The 15,078-nt window shown below is 69.2% G+C and carries 13 protein-coding genes; 6 read left to right on the plus strand and 7 right to left on the minus strand.

Annotation, left to right across the window (positions count from 1 at the left end; all coding sequences use genetic code 11):
* Positions 1-20 precede the first annotated feature (20 nt).
* The 7 genes from HRF36_RS07025 to HRF36_RS07055 form a co-directional block, all read right to left on the minus strand.
* Entirely contained in the window at positions 21-1,538 is a 1,518-nt protein-coding gene (locus HRF36_RS07025) for a sugar ABC transporter ATP-binding protein (protein ID WP_173208424.1), read from the minus strand.
* 3 nt (positions 1,539-1,541) lie between these two features.
* The gene (locus HRF36_RS07030; protein ID WP_217271081.1) at positions 1,542-2,636 is read right to left on the minus strand and encodes a LacI family DNA-binding transcriptional regulator; all 1,095 of its coding nucleotides are present in this window, start codon (positions 2,634-2,636) and stop codon (positions 1,542-1,544) included.
* A gap of 314 nt (positions 2,637-2,950) precedes the next feature.
* Positions 2,951-3,403 carry a 50S ribosomal protein L9 gene (gene rplI / locus HRF36_RS07035; protein ID WP_043595329.1) on the minus strand — a complete coding sequence of 151 codons (453 nt, stop codon included), beginning with the start codon at positions 3,401-3,403 and terminating at the stop codon, positions 2,951-2,953.
* A 14-nt stretch (positions 3,404-3,417) separates the two neighbouring features.
* The gene (gene rpsR, locus HRF36_RS07040; RefSeq protein WP_043595327.1) at positions 3,418-3,678 is read right to left on the minus strand and encodes a 30S ribosomal protein S18; all 261 of its coding nucleotides are present in this window, start codon (positions 3,676-3,678) and stop codon (positions 3,418-3,420) included.
* Between the two features lie 68 nt (positions 3,679-3,746).
* Complete coding sequence (locus HRF36_RS07045; RefSeq protein ID WP_123519826.1) at positions 3,747-4,322, minus strand: single-stranded DNA-binding protein; 576 nt, start codon at positions 4,320-4,322, stop codon at positions 3,747-3,749.
* A 4-nt stretch (positions 4,323-4,326) separates the two neighbouring features.
* On the minus strand, positions 4,327-4,725 hold the full coding sequence (gene rpsF, locus HRF36_RS07050; protein WP_054145729.1) for a 30S ribosomal protein S6: 399 nt from the start codon (positions 4,723-4,725) through the stop codon (positions 4,327-4,329).
* 192 nt (positions 4,726-4,917) lie between these two features.
* Positions 4,918-6,357, minus strand: a complete 1,440-nt coding sequence (locus HRF36_RS07055) for a CCA tRNA nucleotidyltransferase (RefSeq protein WP_173208427.1) — start codon at positions 6,355-6,357, stop codon at positions 4,918-4,920.
* Positions 6,358-6,521: 164 nt separating this feature from the next.
* Between HRF36_RS07055 and HRF36_RS07060 the strand changes: the two genes are divergently transcribed.
* The 6 genes from HRF36_RS07060 to HRF36_RS07085 all read left to right on the plus strand — a co-directional run bounded on the left by HRF36_RS07060 (position 6,522) and on the right by HRF36_RS07085 (position 14,409).
* Positions 6,522-8,771, plus strand: a complete 2,250-nt coding sequence (locus HRF36_RS07060; RefSeq protein ID WP_173208430.1) for a DUF6049 family protein — start codon at positions 6,522-6,524, stop codon at positions 8,769-8,771.
* Positions 8,768-10,432, plus strand: a complete 1,665-nt coding sequence (gene murJ, locus HRF36_RS07065) for a murein biosynthesis integral membrane protein MurJ (RefSeq protein WP_371740067.1) — start codon at positions 8,768-8,770, stop codon at positions 10,430-10,432. Before HRF36_RS07060 ends, murJ begins: the two co-directional genes overlap by 4 nt.
* 146 nt (positions 10,433-10,578) lie before the next feature.
* Positions 10,579-11,571 (plus strand): thioredoxin-disulfide reductase, encoded by a 993-nt coding sequence (gene trxB, locus HRF36_RS07070; protein WP_173208432.1) that lies wholly within the window; start codon positions 10,579-10,581, stop codon positions 11,569-11,571.
* Positions 11,572-11,618: 47 nt separating this feature from the next.
* On the plus strand, positions 11,619-11,945 hold the full coding sequence (trxA, locus tag HRF36_RS07075; protein ID WP_043595317.1) for a thioredoxin: 327 nt from the start codon (positions 11,619-11,621) through the stop codon (positions 11,943-11,945).
* Between the two features lie 117 nt (positions 11,946-12,062).
* Positions 12,063-13,367: a PLP-dependent aminotransferase family protein gene (locus HRF36_RS07080; RefSeq protein ID WP_173208434.1), complete on the plus strand. Its 1,305-nt coding sequence runs from the start codon at positions 12,063-12,065 to the stop codon at positions 13,365-13,367.
* 79 nt (positions 13,368-13,446) lie between these two features.
* A complete protein-coding gene (locus HRF36_RS07085; protein WP_173208436.1) occupies positions 13,447-14,409 on the plus strand; it encodes a D-alanine--D-alanine ligase in 963 nt (320 codons plus the stop codon).
* Positions 14,410-15,078: the final 669 nt, after the last annotated feature.

The raw sequence follows: 15,078 nt of genomic DNA on the forward strand, positions 1-15,078 counted from the left end.
TCGGGTCCGTGCTTCTCGGGTCAGTTCGTCGGGGGGACGTCGCGCGCCGCGAGCGTCATCAGGGTGTCTTGGGTGGCGTCGGCCGCGGCGACCTCGCCGGCGACGACCCCGTCGCGCATCACGAGGATGCGGTCGCTCATGCCCATCACCTCGGGCAGTTCGCTGCTGACCATCACGACCGCGCCTCCTGCGTCGGTGATGCGGTTGACCAGCTCGTAGATCTCGACCTTCGCGCCGACGTCGACGCCACGGGTCGGCTCGTCGAGCAGCAGCACGGACGAGCCGGCGATGATCCAGCGACCGAACACGGCCTTCTGCTGGTTGCCGCCCGACAGCGAACCGATCTCTTGGTCGATGTCGCGCATGCGGATACGCAGGGTCGAGGCGACCTCGTCCGCCTTGGCACGCTGGCCGGCGAAGTCGACCAGTCCGGCCTTCGCACTGCTGGCGAGCGTCGCGTAGCCCAGGTTGTCGTTGACCGAGGCGCCCAGCACGAGCCCCTGGGCCTTCCGGTCTTCGGGGACGTGGCCGACGCCTGCGGCGATGGCCCCGGCGACGTCGCCCTTCTTCAGGCGCTTGCCACGCACGGTCACGCTGCCCGAGTCGTACTTGTCGACCCCGGCGATCGCGCGGACGACCTCGGTGCGACCGGCGCCGACGAGTCCGGCGATGCCGAGCACCTCGCCCGCCCGCACCTCGAACGAGACGTCGCGGAACGTCTTCGAGGTGAGCCCGCGGACCTCGAGTACGACGGGGGAGTGGGCCTCGCTGCCGGGGGTGCGCGGGTACTGGTGCTCGATGTCGCGGCCGACCATCAGGCGGACGAGTTCGTCCTCGCCGGTCGATGCGGGCACCTCGGCGACGAACGCGCCGTCACGCAGCACGGCCACGGTGTCGCCGATCTCGGCGATCTCGTCGAGGTGGTGGCTGATGAACAGCATGCCGACACCGCGGGCTCGCAGCTGCCCGACGACACGGAACAGGATCTCGGTCTCGTGCCGGGTCAGCGCCGCGGTCGGCTCGTCGAGGATAAGGATGCGCGCGTCGATGCTCAGCGCCTTCGCGATCTCGACCAGCTGCTGGCGGGCGATGCCGAGCTCGCCGACCTTCTGGTCGACGTCGACGTCGAGCCCGATCAGGTCGAGGGCCGCGCGGGCGCGCTTCTTGAGCTCTGCGCGGTCGACGAGTCCGAATCGCGTCGGGAACCGCCCCATCATCACGTTCTCGGCGACGCTGAGCGAGGCGACGAGGTTGAGCTCTTGGTGGATCGTCGCGATGCCGAGCTTCTCGGCGGCGTGCGTGTTGGGCAGGTGGACGGCCTCGCCGTCGACCAGCACGCGTCCGGCGTCGGGCTGGTACACGCCCGACATCATCTTGATCAGCGTGGACTTGCCGGCGCCGTTCTCACCGAGCAGCACCTGCACGCGGCCGGGTCGGACGTGCACGGTGACGTCGTCGATGACCCGCACGGGGCCGAACGACTTGCTGACGTTCTCGAGCGTGAGCAGGGGGCGATCGTCGTCGATCGAGTGGGGCATGGGTCAGTTCCTGCCGAGGGGTCGGGGTCGGGTGGGGTCTGTCGGGGACGAGGAGGCGCGGGTCGCCTCGCTCGAGGAGGCGCGGGCCGCGTCACCGCCGGAGGCGCGGGTCGTCGACTCGCGCACGATCAGTTCGCTCGGCAGGACGACCGAGTCGGGCGTGCGTCCGTCGATGACCTCGTGCAACAGCTGGACGGCGATGCGGCCCATCTCCTCGACGCTGTGCGCGATGACGGTCAGAGCCGGGTCGAGCAGCGAGAACCACTCGATGTCGTCGAAGGCGATCACCGAGACGTCGGTCCCCATGCGCTTGCCGAGTCGGTTGAGCATGGCGATGGCGCCGACGGCCATGAGGCTGTCGGCCGCGAGCAGAGCGGTCGGCGGCTCGTCGAGCTCGAACAGGGCGTGCACGGCGGCCGAGCCGCTGGCCGACTGGAAGTCGCCGACGTAGACCAGGTCGGGGTCGGTGCTGAGGCCCAGCTCTGCGACGGCGGCCGTCCACGCCTCGAGTCGTTCGCGCCCGGTGGACACGCTCTGCGGCCCCGCAATGTAGCCGACGCGCTCGTGGCCGAGGTCGACGAGGTGCTGCACGGCGGCCCGGATGCCGGGGAGGCTGTCGGTCGTCACGCTCGGCACGTCGACGCCGGGGATCGTGCGGTCGACGAACACCGTCGGCACCTCGCGGGCGAGCAGCGAGTCGATGCTGGCCGAGTCGGTGCCCTGCGGGGCGACGATGACGCCGTCGACACGACGCGAGATGAGGGTGTCGAGGTAGCGGTCCTGCTGCTCGCGGTTCTCGTTGGCGTTGCCGAGCAGGGTGACGTAGCCGAGCTCGAGCAGGGACTGCTCGATGGTGTGGGCGAGGTCGGCGAAGAACGGGTTGCGGACGTCGGAGACGAGCAGTCCGACCGTGTCGGACCGGGTCGAGCGGAGTGCCCTGGCCTGCGCGTTCGGCCGGAAGTCGAGCTCGCGCACGGCCTGTTCGACCTGGGCCCTGGACTCGGCCGAGGTGGCCGGGTTGCCCGACAGAACACGGGAGGCCGTCGCGGCCGAGACGCCGGCGCGCTGCGCCACGTCCCTGATCGTCACGGTGTTCATCGGGCTCTACCTCGTCGTAGTGGTGCGGGTCACGGGCCTGGTCGGCCTTGCGTGGAATCGATTCCATGGAACCGATTCCACGACAGTAGACGACCGGCCCGGCCCTGTCAACGCGAGGCCTGGAGGAGGCGCGCCCTCGCCCCGTCCCTCGACTGCCGGCCCATGAACCCCGTTCCGGACAATGAACCCTGTTGCAACGGGGTTCATTGTCCGGAACGGGGTTCATCGCGACCCGCCCCCGGCACGCAGAAGAGCGGCGGCCCCCGAGGGGAACCGCCGCTCTCGCGTACAGCAGGCGCCGAGGCGCCCGGGTGCTACTTGGCCGAGACGACCGTCAGCGTGATCGTCGCGATGACGTCCTCGCGCAGGCGGAGCGTGGCTTCGTGCTCACCCGTCACCTTGATGGTGGTGGGGATCTCGACCTTGCGCTTGTCGATCGTCGCGACGCCCTGGGCGGTCACGGCGTCGGCGACGTCGGCCGGGCGAACCGAGCCGAACAGACGGCCGTCGGCACCGGTCTTCACCGTGAGACGGATCTTCTGGGCCTCGAGGCGCTGCTTGAGGTCGTGGGCCTCTTCGATCGTCTTGAGCTCGCGGGTCTCGCGGGCCGTACGGATCTGAGCGACCTGCTTCTCGCCACCGCGGCTCCACGCCACGGCGAAGCCCTGGGGCACCAGGTAGTTGCGGGCGTAGCCGTTCTTGACGTCGACGACGTCACCGGCGGAACCGAGGCCGGAGACCTCGTGGGTCAGGATTACCTTCGACATGGTGGTCCTTCCGATCAGCGGCCGGAGCCGGCGTAGGGGAGGAGCGCCATCTCACGGGCGTTCTTCACGGCACGGGCGATGAGGCGCTGCTCCTGGACGGAGACGCCGGTGATGCGACGGGCGCGGATCTTTCCACGCTCCGAGATGAACTTGCGCAGGGTCGCGACGTCTTTGTAGTCGATGACACCGACGCGGATCGACTTCGCGGGAGCGGCGTTCTTGCCGCCCTTACCGCGGAGGGGCTTGCGGCGGTCGCCGCTGCTCTTTCCAGCCATTGGTTTCTACTTTCGATGAAGAAGGAAGTACTAAAAGGGAACGGTGACGCCTAGGAGGGCTCTGAGCCCTAGAAAGGCGTCTCGTCGTTGTAGGTGCCGTTGCCACCGGGGGTGTTCCACACGTCGCCACCAGAGGTGTTGCCACCCTGCTGGCCACCGGCGGGCTGACCCCACGGCTCTTGCGCCTGACCGCCGCCGACCTGGGCCGGCTGGCCACCACGGTTGCCGCCGCCGTTGCCGCCCCCGAAGGAGCCGCCACCGGCAGCGCCGTCGCGGGACGAGGAGGCGCGGGTCACCTGAGCGGTCGCGTAACGCAGCGAGGGGCCGATCTCGTCGATCTCGAGCTCCATGCTGGTGCGCTTCTCGCCCTCTTTGGTCTCGTACGAGCGCTGCTTGAGGCGGCCCTGAGCGATGACCCGGCTGCCCTTGGTGAGGCTGCTGGCCACGTGCTCGCCGAACTCACGCCACACGCTGGCACGGAGGAAGAGCGCCTCGCCGTCCTTCCACTCGTTCGACGCGCGGTCGAACGTGCGGGGGGTCGACGCGATGGTGAAGTTCGCGACCGCGAGCCCGTTCTGCGTGTAGCGCAGCTCGGGGTCACTGGTGAGGTTTCCCACCACTGTGATGACGGTCTCGCCTGCCATCGGACTACTCGGCAGCCTTCTCGGCGGCGGGAGCAGCCGGAGCGGCAGCGGCGTTGGCGGCCTTGCGGGCGGCCTTCTCGTCGCTGACCTTCTTGGCGGCGGCGACCATGGCGATCGCCTCTTCGGCACGCAGGACCTTGGTGCGCAGCACGGCCTCGGAGAGACCCAGCTGGCGGTCGAGCTCGACCGTGGCGGCCGAGTTCGAGGTCAGGTTGACGACGGCGTAGATGCCCTCGGTCTTCTTGTTGATCTCGTAGGCCAGGCGACGACGTCCCCAGATGTCCACGTTGTCGATCGTTCCGCCATCGTTGCGGATGACGTTGAGGAACTTGTCCAAGCTCGGGGCGACGGTGCGCTCATCGATCTCGGGGTCCAGGATGACCATCAGTTCGTACTGGTGCATGACTAACCCACCTCCTTCGGACTTAACGGTCACAGACGGTCTGTGACAGGAGGGTATTCATGTCGCGACGTCGGCCGTGAGGCAGACGCAACCTTCCCAGCGTAGCCGAGCGCGCCTCCTGAATCAATGCCGGCTCAGCGGCCACAGGCCGCGAAGAGCCGAGGAGGCGCGGGTCGACACCCGCAGGACGGGTTACGCCCCAGCACCCTCGCGGGCCTGCCACCAGGCGAGCAGGCGCTCGGTGGCGGCCTCGGCCCCCAGCGGCCCCTCGTCGGTGCGCAGCTCGAGCAGGAAGCGGTACGCCTCGCCGACCTCGCGGCTGGGGCCGATGCCCAGGACGCGCTGGATCTCGTCGCCGTTCAGGTCGGGCCGCAACGAGTCGAGCTCTTCGCGTTCGCGCAGCTCGGCGATCCGCGCTTCGAGGTCGTCGTAGGCGAAACCGAGCCGGTCGGCCTTGCGCCGATTGCGCGTGGTGACGTCGGCACGGGTCAGCATGTGCAACCGCTCGAGCTGGTCACCGGCGTCGCGGACGTACCGGCGGACGGCCGAATCGGTCCAGGCTCCTTCGGTGTAGCCGAAGAATCGGAGGTGCAGCTCGATCAGGCGGTACACGGCGGCGATCGTGTCGTTGTCGAAGCGCAACGCCTTCAACCGCTTCTTGGCGAGCTTGGCACCGACCACGTCGTGGTGGTGGAAGGTGACGACCCCGCCGGGCTCGAGACGTCGCGTGGCGGGCTTGCCGCAATCGTGGAGCAGGGCCGCGAGGCGCAGGGTGAGGTCGGGGGCCTCGCCCGGGTGCCGTTCGCGCTCGTAGCCGATGGCCTGATCGAGCACGGTGAGGCTGTGCTCGTAGACGTCTTTGTGGTGGTGGTGCTCGTCGACCTCGAGGCGCATGGCGGCGAGCTCGGGCATGACGTGGTCGGCGAGTCCGGTGTCGACCAGCAGTCGGACACCGTCTCGAGGGGTTTCGGTCTTGAGCAGCTTGGACAGCTCGTCGGCGATCCGCTCCACCGAGACGATCGACAGGGTCTCGGCGCGCGCCGTCATCGCCTCGCGCACGTCGTCGGACACGGTGAAGCCGAGCTGGGCCGTGAACCGGGCCGCCCGCATCATGCGCAGGGGGTCGTCACGGAACGAGTCGACCGCGGTGCCCGGGGTGGCGAGCCGTGCCCGCAGCAGGTCGTCGACGCCGCCGGACGGGTCGACGAGTACGCGCTCGGGCAGGCGCAGCGCCATCGAGTTGACCGTGAAGTCACGACGGACGAGGTCGCCTTCGAGGGTGTCGCCGAACTCGACGGCGGGCTTGCGGGTCTCGCCGTCGTAGACGTCGCTGCGGTACGTCGTGATCTCGACGGTCTCGCCGTCGACCCGGGCGGCGATCGTGCCGAACACCCGACCGACGTCCCAGTGCGCCTCGGCCAGTGGCACCACGATCGCCAGGATCTCGTCGGGGTCGGCGTCGGTCGTGAAGTCGAGGTCGTTGACCGGGCGTCCGATGAAGGCGTCGCGCACCGGACCGCCGACCAGGGCCAACTCGTGACCGGCCGCGGCGAACGCGGCGGCGAGCTTCTCGATGCGGGGGGTGGCGGCCAGTTCGTCCAGCCGCTGCAGGGCCCGTGCGACGCTGTCCATGACGAAACAGCTTGCCACAGCCGAGGAGGCGCGGGCTGAGTCCCCGGCGGCGCCTCGCGACCCCGTCCGCCCACCTCGCAGGCGCTTCGCCGCTGCTTCTTGGTCGGCGTTGCCTAGACTCGGCATGCTCGAACGGCCCCTGTCGCCGTCGGCACCTGACGCCTATGAGACTCTTCTTCGCCGTGATCGCCGCCCTGTTGGCGGTGTTCGTCGTGTCGGCGGGGCTGCCCGCGACGTCGGCACGCGCGGCGTCCGTCCCCTCGGGCGACGGCGTCTCGATGACCGTCGAACCGGCGTCCGACGGCGTGCTGGCCCCCGACGACGACCTCACCCTCGGGGTCACGGTCTCGAACGGAGGCGACACCGACCTCTCGGCCACGACGGCCCGGATCTACCTCGACCGCGAGCCGTTCACCACGCGGAGCAAGCTCGCCTCGTGGCTCGACCCCGACGACGTCTCGGGCGACGACTACCTCGGGCGTCAGCTCGTCGCGGTCGACGTGCCGGCGGTCCCGGCCGGGTCGTCCGTCGCCCTCGACACCGTCGTGGTCCCCGCCGACCGCCTGGGGCTGGCCGGCCGCGCCTTCGGTGCGCGGGCGCTCGGGGCCCGCGTGCTCGACGCGTCGGGCAGCCAGGTGGCCCAGACCCGCAGCAGCGTGGTCTGGTACCCCGCCGACAGCTTCCAACCGACCCGCGTCGCCGTCGCCGTGCCGATCACGACTCCCGAGAGCGAGACGGGCGTCCTCGACGCGTCCGCCCTCGCCGCCTACACCTCGGACGGCGGGGTGCTCCGTCGCGAGCTCGACGCCGTGGCCGGCACGGGGGCGACCCTCGGCGTCGACCCGATGATCGTCGCGTCGATCCGACTGCTCGGCACCGAGGCCCCGCAGTCGGCCATCGACTGGCTCGCCGAGCTGCAGGCCCTGCCGAACGACATGTTCCCCTTGGCGTACGCCGACGCCGACGTGGCCGGGCTGCGACAGGCCGGTGCGGCGACCGTCCCCACCGTCACCTCGCTCGGCACGCTGGTCGACCCCGACCGCTTCGAAGACATGCCGGCACCGACCGGCACCCCCACCGAGGCACCGACCGAACCGGCGCCGGGGGCAGGTGACGGCTCGGACACGGGCGTCGCGGGCTCGGATCCCTCGGCCTTCCCCACCGGCGGGGCCACCGACACGCCGACCGACGAACCGACGCCCTCCGAGACGCCGACCGACGGGGTCGTCCTGCCGACGACCGCACAGCTGCTGGACTTCCCCTGGACCCAGCGCGACGTCGTCTGGCCCGTGGAGTCGTCCGTCGTGGCCGCCGACCTGACGGCGTTCGCCGCCGGCCCGTACACGTCGACCATCCTCTCGAGCGGCAACGTGGACCTCGACGGCGACTCGACCGAGAACTCCGCGGTCACGGTCGGTGGCGTCCCGGCCGTCGTTTCGGACGACCCGCTGTCGACGCTGGTCACCCAGGCGGCCGAGGCGACGACCCTCGCCGAGTGGCAGGCCACGATGGCCCGGCTCTCCGCCACCGTCGCGACCGTCGCCTACGAGCGGCCGAGCGACGCTCGCACCCTGTTGACCTCGCTCGAGCGCGAATGGCCGTCCACCGGGCAGTTCCTCACGCGGACGCTCCAGGCCCTCAACGGCCTGCCCTGGGTCAGCGGTGCCACTCTGACCGACGCGCTGGCGAGCACGCCGTCGACGGCGACCGTCGTGGACCGTCCCGAGAGCGATGCCCGACTCGAGCGCTTGCGCGACCTGGTGGGCGCCGACGAGAGGGTCGTCGACTTCTCGACCGCCCTCGACCAACCGCAGCTCGTCACCGAGTCGGCCCGACTGCGCACGATGGCCCTGGCTTCGCACGCCTGGCGTGACAACGTCGACGGCTTCCCCGCCGAGGTCGCCTCGGCCGTCGCCGACGCGACCGCGACGTCGGGTCTCGTGGCCGTGGTCCAGGGCTCTCCGATCTCGATCCTCGGCGACCGCTCGGCGCTCCCGCTCTACCTCGAGAACAAGACCGACTCGGTCGCGACGGTGCTGTTGAACCTGACGCCGTCGAACTCGATCCTCTCGATCGAGCGCAGCCCCATCGAGGTGACCATCCAGCCGCAGTCCCAGACGCGCGTGAGCGTGCCCGTGCAGTCCGTCGCCAACGGGACGGTCTCGGTGCAACTCCAGCTGGTGAGCCTCTCGGGCGTGGCGATCGCGACCCCGGTCGACATCCCCCTCTCGGTGCAGGCCGGGTGGGAGACCGCCATCACCTGGATCTTCGGCGTCGCGTTCGCCGCGCTGTTCGTGGGTGGCCTGTACCGCACCTTCCGCAAGCGCCGTCGGGCCCGCGACGAGGCCCGGTCCTCCCGCAGCGGCTCGTCATCCGATGCGGCCACCCCGCCGCCCGTCCAGGAGTCCATGTGAGCAACCAGGGCGGTCTCGGTCGCGCCAGCATCCTCCTCGCGTCCGGGACGATGGTCTCGCGCGTCCTCGGCTTCGTGAAGGCGGCCGTCCTGGCCGCCGCGATCGGGCAGTCGGCCAGTCGGGCGGCCGACTCGTTCGCCCTCGCGAACCAGCTGCCGAACAACATCTACGCGCTGATCGCGGGTGGACTGCTCAGTGCCGTGCTCGTGCCCCAGATCGTGCGGGCGGCGACGTCGGACGACGGGGGTCAGCGGTTCATCAACAAGATCGTGACCCTGGGCACGATCGTCTTCGCGGCCGTCGGCCTGGCCGGCACGCTGCTCGCCCCCGTGCTCGTCCGGCTGTATGCGCAACAGAGCTCGGACGGCGGGGCGGGGTTCACCTCGGACCAGCTCGCCCTGGCTACCGCCTTCGCCTACTGGTGCCTGCCTCAGATCTTCTTCTACGCGATGTACTCGCTGCTGAGCGAGGTGCTCAACGCCCGGCAGGTCTTCGGCCCGTTCACCTGGGCACCGGTGCTCAACAACGTCGTGGCCATCGCCGGCCTGGTCGTCTTCATGGTGATGTTCGGCGGCGCCGTCGAGAACTCGGCGGTCGACGTCTGGACCGGCGACCGCATCTTCGTCATCGCGGCCACGGCCACCCTGGGCGTCCTGGCCCAGGCGGCCTTCCTGCTCTTGTTCTGGCGCCGCGCGGGCCTGACCTTCCGCCCCGACTTCCGCTGGCGGGGCGTCGGCCTCGGTGCGACGGGCAAGGCGGCCGGTTGGCTGTTCGGCATGGTCCTCGTGACCCAGCTGGCCGGGCTCGTGCAGAGCCGCGTGGCCACCCTGGGCAGCGAGGTGGGTGCCTCGAACGCTGTGCTCGCGAACGCCTGGTTGCTCTTCATGCTGCCGCACGGCATCATCGCCGTGTCGATCGGCACCGCGTACTTCACGCGCATGAGCGGCCACGCCTCGCGTGGCGACCTGCGGGCCGTCCGCACCGACATGTCGCAGTCCCTGCGGGCGATCGGAATGTTCATGGTCTTCGCGGCCATCGCCATGTGCGTCGTGGCCTACCCGTTCGCCCGGTTCTTCGAGGTCGACTTCGCCGGATCGACCCGGACGGCCGAGGTGATCCTCGGGTACATGCCCGGTCTCGTCCTGTTCAGCGTGCTCTTCATCGTGCAGAGGGTGTTCTACTCGATGCACGACCAGCGCACGCCGTTCTTCCTGCAGTTGGTCCAGTCGGGCATCTTCGTGGCGGGCGTGGCGGTCTCGGCCGCGGTGGTGCCCCCGGAGCGCATCGCGATGGCCATCGCCATCACGACGTCGATCGCCGGGTCCAGCCAGGCCGTCGTCGCACTGTGGGTGGTCAAGAAACGCCTGGGCGGCATCGACGGCCGCTGGGTTCTGCGGCGCTACGTCCAGTTCTTCGTCTTCTCGATCGTCGCCGGCGCGGTGGGCCTCGTCGTCGTGACCGTCCTGGGGGGTTTCTCGGCCGACGGCTTCGCGCAGTCCGGCCGTGTGCCCGGTGTGCTGACGGTCGTCGTGGCCGGCGCCGTCATGGGGCTGGTCTACGGAGCGCTGCTCTGGTTCGCGCGGATCCCCGAGCTGCGGGTGCTGACCACGCCGGTGACGGCACGTCTCGCACCGGCCGTCTCGCGCCTCCTGCGCCGTTGACCGGCCCGGACCGACCCGCACGCCGAGCCGAGGGAATGCCCCGTCGGTAGGATGCGTTCCACCAGACGACCGAGGGATCCGACCGCCCGAGCCACCGCTCGACGATCGTCTTCCCGCTCGTGAAGTTCTCCCCCAGGAAGGTGCCCATGCGCCAGGTCATCATCATCGGTTCCGGCCCCGCCGGCTACACGGCCGGCATCTACGCCGCCCGGGCCGGTCTGCGTCCCCTCATCGTCGCGAGTTCGGTCGAGGCCGGCGGCGAGCTCATGAAGACCACCGAGGTCGAGAACTTCCCGGGCTTCCCCGACGGCATCCAGGGCCCTGAGCTCATGTTCAAGATGCAAGAGCAGGCCGAGAAGTTCGGTGCCGAGGTCCTGCTCGACGACGTGACCGCCGTCGACCTGACCGGTGACGTCAAGAAGGTCACGCTCGGCGACGGCACGGTCGAGGAGAGCCTCACGGTGATCTTCGCCACGGGCAGCGCGTACCGCAAGCTCGGGCTCGCCGACGAAGAGCGCCTGAGCGGTCGCGGCGTCAGCTGGTGCGCCACCTGCGACGGCTTCTTCTTCAAGGAGAAGGCCATCGCCGTCGTCGGCGGCGGCGACTCCGCCATGGAAGAAGCGACCTTCCTCACGCGCTTCGCCTCGAAGGTCTACGTGATCCACCGCTCGAGCAGCCTGCGCGCGTCGAAGATCATGCAAGACAGGGCGCACGCCAACGACAAGATCGAGTTCCTGTTCGACAAGCAGGTCACGGCGATCCTCGGCGGCGAGAAGGCCACCGGCGTCACCCTGACCGACACGGTCGACGGCAGCACGAGCGACCTCGACCTCGACGGGCTGTTCATCGCGATCGGTAACGACCCCCGCGTGCACCTCGTGCACGGCCAGGTCGACCTGACCTCGGACGGCACCATCGCCGTGCAGGGCCGCAGCTCGAAGACCAACCTGACCGGTGTCTTCGCCGCAGGCGACGTGATCGACGCCACCTACCGGCAGGCAGCCACCGCCGCGGCCTCCGGCACCGTGGCGGCGCTCGACGTCGAGCACTACCTGGCCTCGCTCGACCAGACGTTCCTGGCCGAGCAGACCGTCGGTTCGGCCGAGGGCGTCGAGACGTCCGAGTCCGTGGTCGCCTGACCCGCGCCTCCCGACTTCCACCAGATCACCCTGACGAAAGGAACACCATGAGCAGCGCCAAAGCAGTGACCGACGCGTCCTTCGAGGCCGACGTCCTCAACTCCGACAAGACGATCCTCGTCGACTTCTGGGCCGAATGGTGCGGCCCCTGCCGCGCCGTCTCGCCGATCCTCGACCAGATCGCGGCCGAGCACGGCGACAAGATCGAGATCGTCAAGCTCAACGTCGACGACAACCCGCAGACCGCCATGAAGTACCAGATCACGTCGATCCCGGCCATGAAGGTCTACCGCGGTGGCGAGGTCGTCAAGACCGTCATCGGTGCCAAGCCCAAGCCGGCCCTCGAGGCCGACCTGGCGGAGTTCATCGCGTAGTCGACACCGACACCACGACGAGAGCCCGCCCAGCACACGCTGGGCGGGCTCTCGTCGTCCCCGGCCCGGCCGGGCATAGTCTTGACCGAATCACCCTCTGACAGAACAGGGACACCCATGAGCGACAAGGGCACCAACCTCGACCCGTGGTACGACTCGTACGCCGACCGCACGGCCGGTCTCAGCGCCTCCGAGGTCCGAGCCCTGTTCGCCGTCGCCTCCCGTCCCGAGGTCGTCTCGCTGGCCGGTGGCATGCCCTACGTCTCCGCCCTGCCCCGCGAGCTCGTCACCGGTGCCATCGACCGCGTCATGGCCGACGGGGGAGCCATGGCGATGCAGTACGGCAGCGGCCAGGGCACGCCGGCGATCCGCGAACACATCATGCAGATCATGGCGATGGAGGGTATCCGAGGCAGCGCCGACGACGTGGTGGTCACGACAGGCTCGCAACAGGCCCTCGACCTCGTCACCCGCCTGTTCGTCAACCCCGGCGACGTGGTGCTCGCCGAGTCACCCAGCTACGTGGGGGCCCTGGGAGTCTTCAAGGCCTACCAGGCCGACGTCGTGCACGTCCCGATGGACGAGCACGGGCTGGTTCCCGAGGCGTTGCGCGAGGCCATCGCGGCCGTGACGGCTCGTGGTCGGCGCATCAAGTTCCTCTACACGATCCCGAACTTCCACAATCCGGCGGGCGTGACGCTCACCTGGGCCCGCCGGGTCGAGATCCTCGAGATCTGCCGATCAGCCGGCATCCTCGTCCTCGAGGACAACCCGTACGGTCTGCTCTACTTCGACCAGCCGGCCCCCCAGGCCATGCGCTCGATCGACGACGAGGGCGTCATCTACCTCGGCTCGTTCTCGAAGACGCTGGCGCCCGGCTTCCGGGTGGGGTGGGCACTCGCCCCGCACGCCATCCGCGAGAAACTCATCCTCGCCAACGAGTCGGCCACCCTGTCGCCCAACTCGTTCGGGCAGTTCGTCATCACCGAGTACCTCGACCAAGCCGACTGGCGAGGCCAGATCGAGACCTTCCGCGCGTTGTACCGCGAGCGACGCGACGCGATGATCTCGGCGTTGGGCGAGTACCTCCCCTCGCTCACCTGGAACGTGCCCGACGGGGGCTTCTTCGTCTGGGTCGGCTTGCCGCCAGAGCTCGACTCGAAGGCCATGCTGCCGCGGGCTGTCAAAGAACTCGTCGCCTACACACCCGGAACAGCCTTCTTCGCGGACGGTGACGGCCGACAGAACATCCGCTTGTCGTTCTGCTACCCGACACCGGAGTCGATTCGCACCGGCGTCGCCCGCCTCGCCAACGTCGTGAACGGCGAGATCGACCTGCTGCGTACCTTCTCGCCGGCACGTCTGGCCACTCCCGTCCCACGCCGCCAGAGCGTCGTAGTACCACCGCCCAACACCAACTGACCAGCATTTTCGATGGCTGTGGACCCGTCGGCCAGAGGGCCGTCCCGTCGTGACACGAGGAAGAGACCGAGACACCACCATGGCATCGAGTGAGCTACGAACCGTCACCGTTCTCGCCGGAGGAATCTCGCACGAACGCGACGTCTCCCTCCGATCCGGGAGGCGCGTGGTCGACAGCCTCGTCACCCACGGCATCGAGGTCGAACTCCGCGATCCCGACGCGACGTTGCTCGGACACCTGACGGTGTCACGGCCGGACGTCGTGTGGCCGGCTCTGCACGGTGCCAGCGGTGAAGACGGAGCCCTGCGCGGTCTGCTCGAGGCGCTCGACGTGCCCTTCGTCGGCAGCACGGCTGCAGCCGCCCGATTGGCCTGGGACAAACCGACGGCCAAAGAACTCGCTCGACGCGCAGGCGTGTCCACACCGCGGGGGATCACCCTGTCGCACGACGCGTTCCGCGAGCTCGGTGCCGTCGGCGTGTTGGCGGCCATCGCCGAGGAGCACCCGGTGCCCGTCGTCGTGAAGCCGGCGCGGGGTGGCTCGGCACAGGGAGTCACGGTCGTCGACGAGGTCGGTGCCCTGCCCAGGGCCATGGTCGACGCCTACACCTACTGCGACGACGTCATCGTCGAACAGAAGATCACCGGCACCGAGATCGCCGTCGGCGTGATCGACACCGGCGACGGTCCGATCGCCCTGCCTGCTGTCGAGATCGTGCCCCGCCAGGGGTTCTACGGGTTCGAGGCTCGCTACAACGCGGGGGAGACCACGTTCTACACGCCTGCTCGTCTCGACCCGTCGGCCGCAGAAACCGCCGCCACGGCCGCCGTGGCCGTCCACGAGGCACTCGCTCTGCGTCACCTGTCGCGGGTGGACCTCATCGTCGACGCGGCCGGGACGCCGTGGTTCCTCGAGGTCAACGTACTGCCCGGCCTCACAGAGACTTCGCTCGTTCCTATGGCTCTGGAATCGGCAGGCTACGAACTGGGCATGTTCTACGCTGCCCTCGCAGAGAAGGCCGTGACCGACCACCGTCGCTGACGGAAGACATCGTCGATGTTTCACGTGAAACGTCGAAGACACGCGGGACTGCGCGGCCCGTCTACGGTCGATCTCGACCCTTAACTGAGAAAGGGGTCAGGTGGCCACGGACTGCGACATAGTGAGCCTACGACGACCACGGATACTCCGACGAATCCGCCTTTCGACATCGCTTCGGTGGGACATACAGGAATGAGCCGCGACGGTACCAGTCCAACACCCTCGACCTAGGGCCCGTTGACCAGGGGGGACTGTCCGTTCGGTGTCGGTGCAGGATGCGGCGGCTCGACACGGCACGCAGGCCGAAGAACCGATCTTCTCAAGCCCTGCCGGAGGTCGAAGTTGCCCAGTGGACGCGCCACACCTGTTGCGGCCACGTGAGGTCAGTCATCACCCCCTCGTCGTGGACCACGACCAATCAACCGGTTCGATCAATACAACGGCGGGCCGTGCGACCCACCGGAGTCAGTGTGAGTCACGAAAACTCAGATCGGACCGTCGGAAGTCAGGGCGTATCGCCCTCCTCAGCGCACGAGACCGCCATTCGACCTCAGCTCCACACGCACCAGCGGCAGACATGTCGGTCACGTGACCGGTCCCGGGAGTCCGCCGGGCTTTGAGCGTTGGGGTGTGCGGTCGTCCGGATGGACAAAGCTTCACTTGTCAGCC

It is taken from the genome of Frigoribacterium sp. VKM Ac-2836 (assembly GCF_013248995.1).
Lineage (GTDB): Bacteria > Actinomycetota > Actinomycetes > Actinomycetales > Microbacteriaceae > Frigoribacterium.

Excerpts from the sequence above, each read along its gene's own strand:
- HRF36_RS07045 (WP_123519826.1), bottom strand. The coding sequence starts at position 4,322 with ATGGCAGGCGAGACCGTCATCACAGTGGTGGGAAACCTCACCAGTGAC.
- rpsF (WP_054145729.1), bottom strand. The coding sequence starts at position 4,725 with ATGCACCAGTACGAACTGATGGTCATCCTGGACCCCGAGATCGATGAG.
- trxB (WP_173208432.1), top strand. The coding sequence starts at position 10,579 with ATGCGCCAGGTCATCATCATCGGTTCCGGCCCCGCCGGCTACACGGCC.
- HRF36_RS07080 (WP_173208434.1), top strand. The coding sequence starts at position 12,063 with ATGAGCGACAAGGGCACCAACCTCGACCCGTGGTACGACTCGTACGCC.
- HRF36_RS07030 (WP_217271081.1), bottom strand. The coding sequence starts at position 2,636 with ATGAACACCGTGACGATCAGGGACGTGGCGCAGCGCGCCGGCGTCTCG.
- rplI (WP_043595329.1), bottom strand. The coding sequence starts at position 3,403 with ATGTCGAAGGTAATCCTGACCCACGAGGTCTCCGGCCTCGGTTCCGCC.
- HRF36_RS07055 (WP_173208427.1), bottom strand. The coding sequence starts at position 6,357 with ATGGACAGCGTCGCACGGGCCCTGCAGCGGCTGGACGAACTGGCCGCC.
- HRF36_RS07025 (WP_173208424.1), bottom strand. The coding sequence starts at position 1,538 with ATGCCCCACTCGATCGACGACGATCGCCCCCTGCTCACGCTCGAGAAC.
- trxA (WP_043595317.1), top strand. The coding sequence starts at position 11,619 with ATGAGCAGCGCCAAAGCAGTGACCGACGCGTCCTTCGAGGCCGACGTC.
- HRF36_RS07085 (WP_173208436.1), top strand. The coding sequence starts at position 13,447 with ATGGCATCGAGTGAGCTACGAACCGTCACCGTTCTCGCCGGAGGAATC.
- rpsR (WP_043595327.1), bottom strand. The coding sequence starts at position 3,678 with ATGGCTGGAAAGAGCAGCGGCGACCGCCGCAAGCCCCTCCGCGGTAAG.
- HRF36_RS07060 (WP_173208430.1), top strand. The coding sequence starts at position 6,522 with ATGAGACTCTTCTTCGCCGTGATCGCCGCCCTGTTGGCGGTGTTCGTC.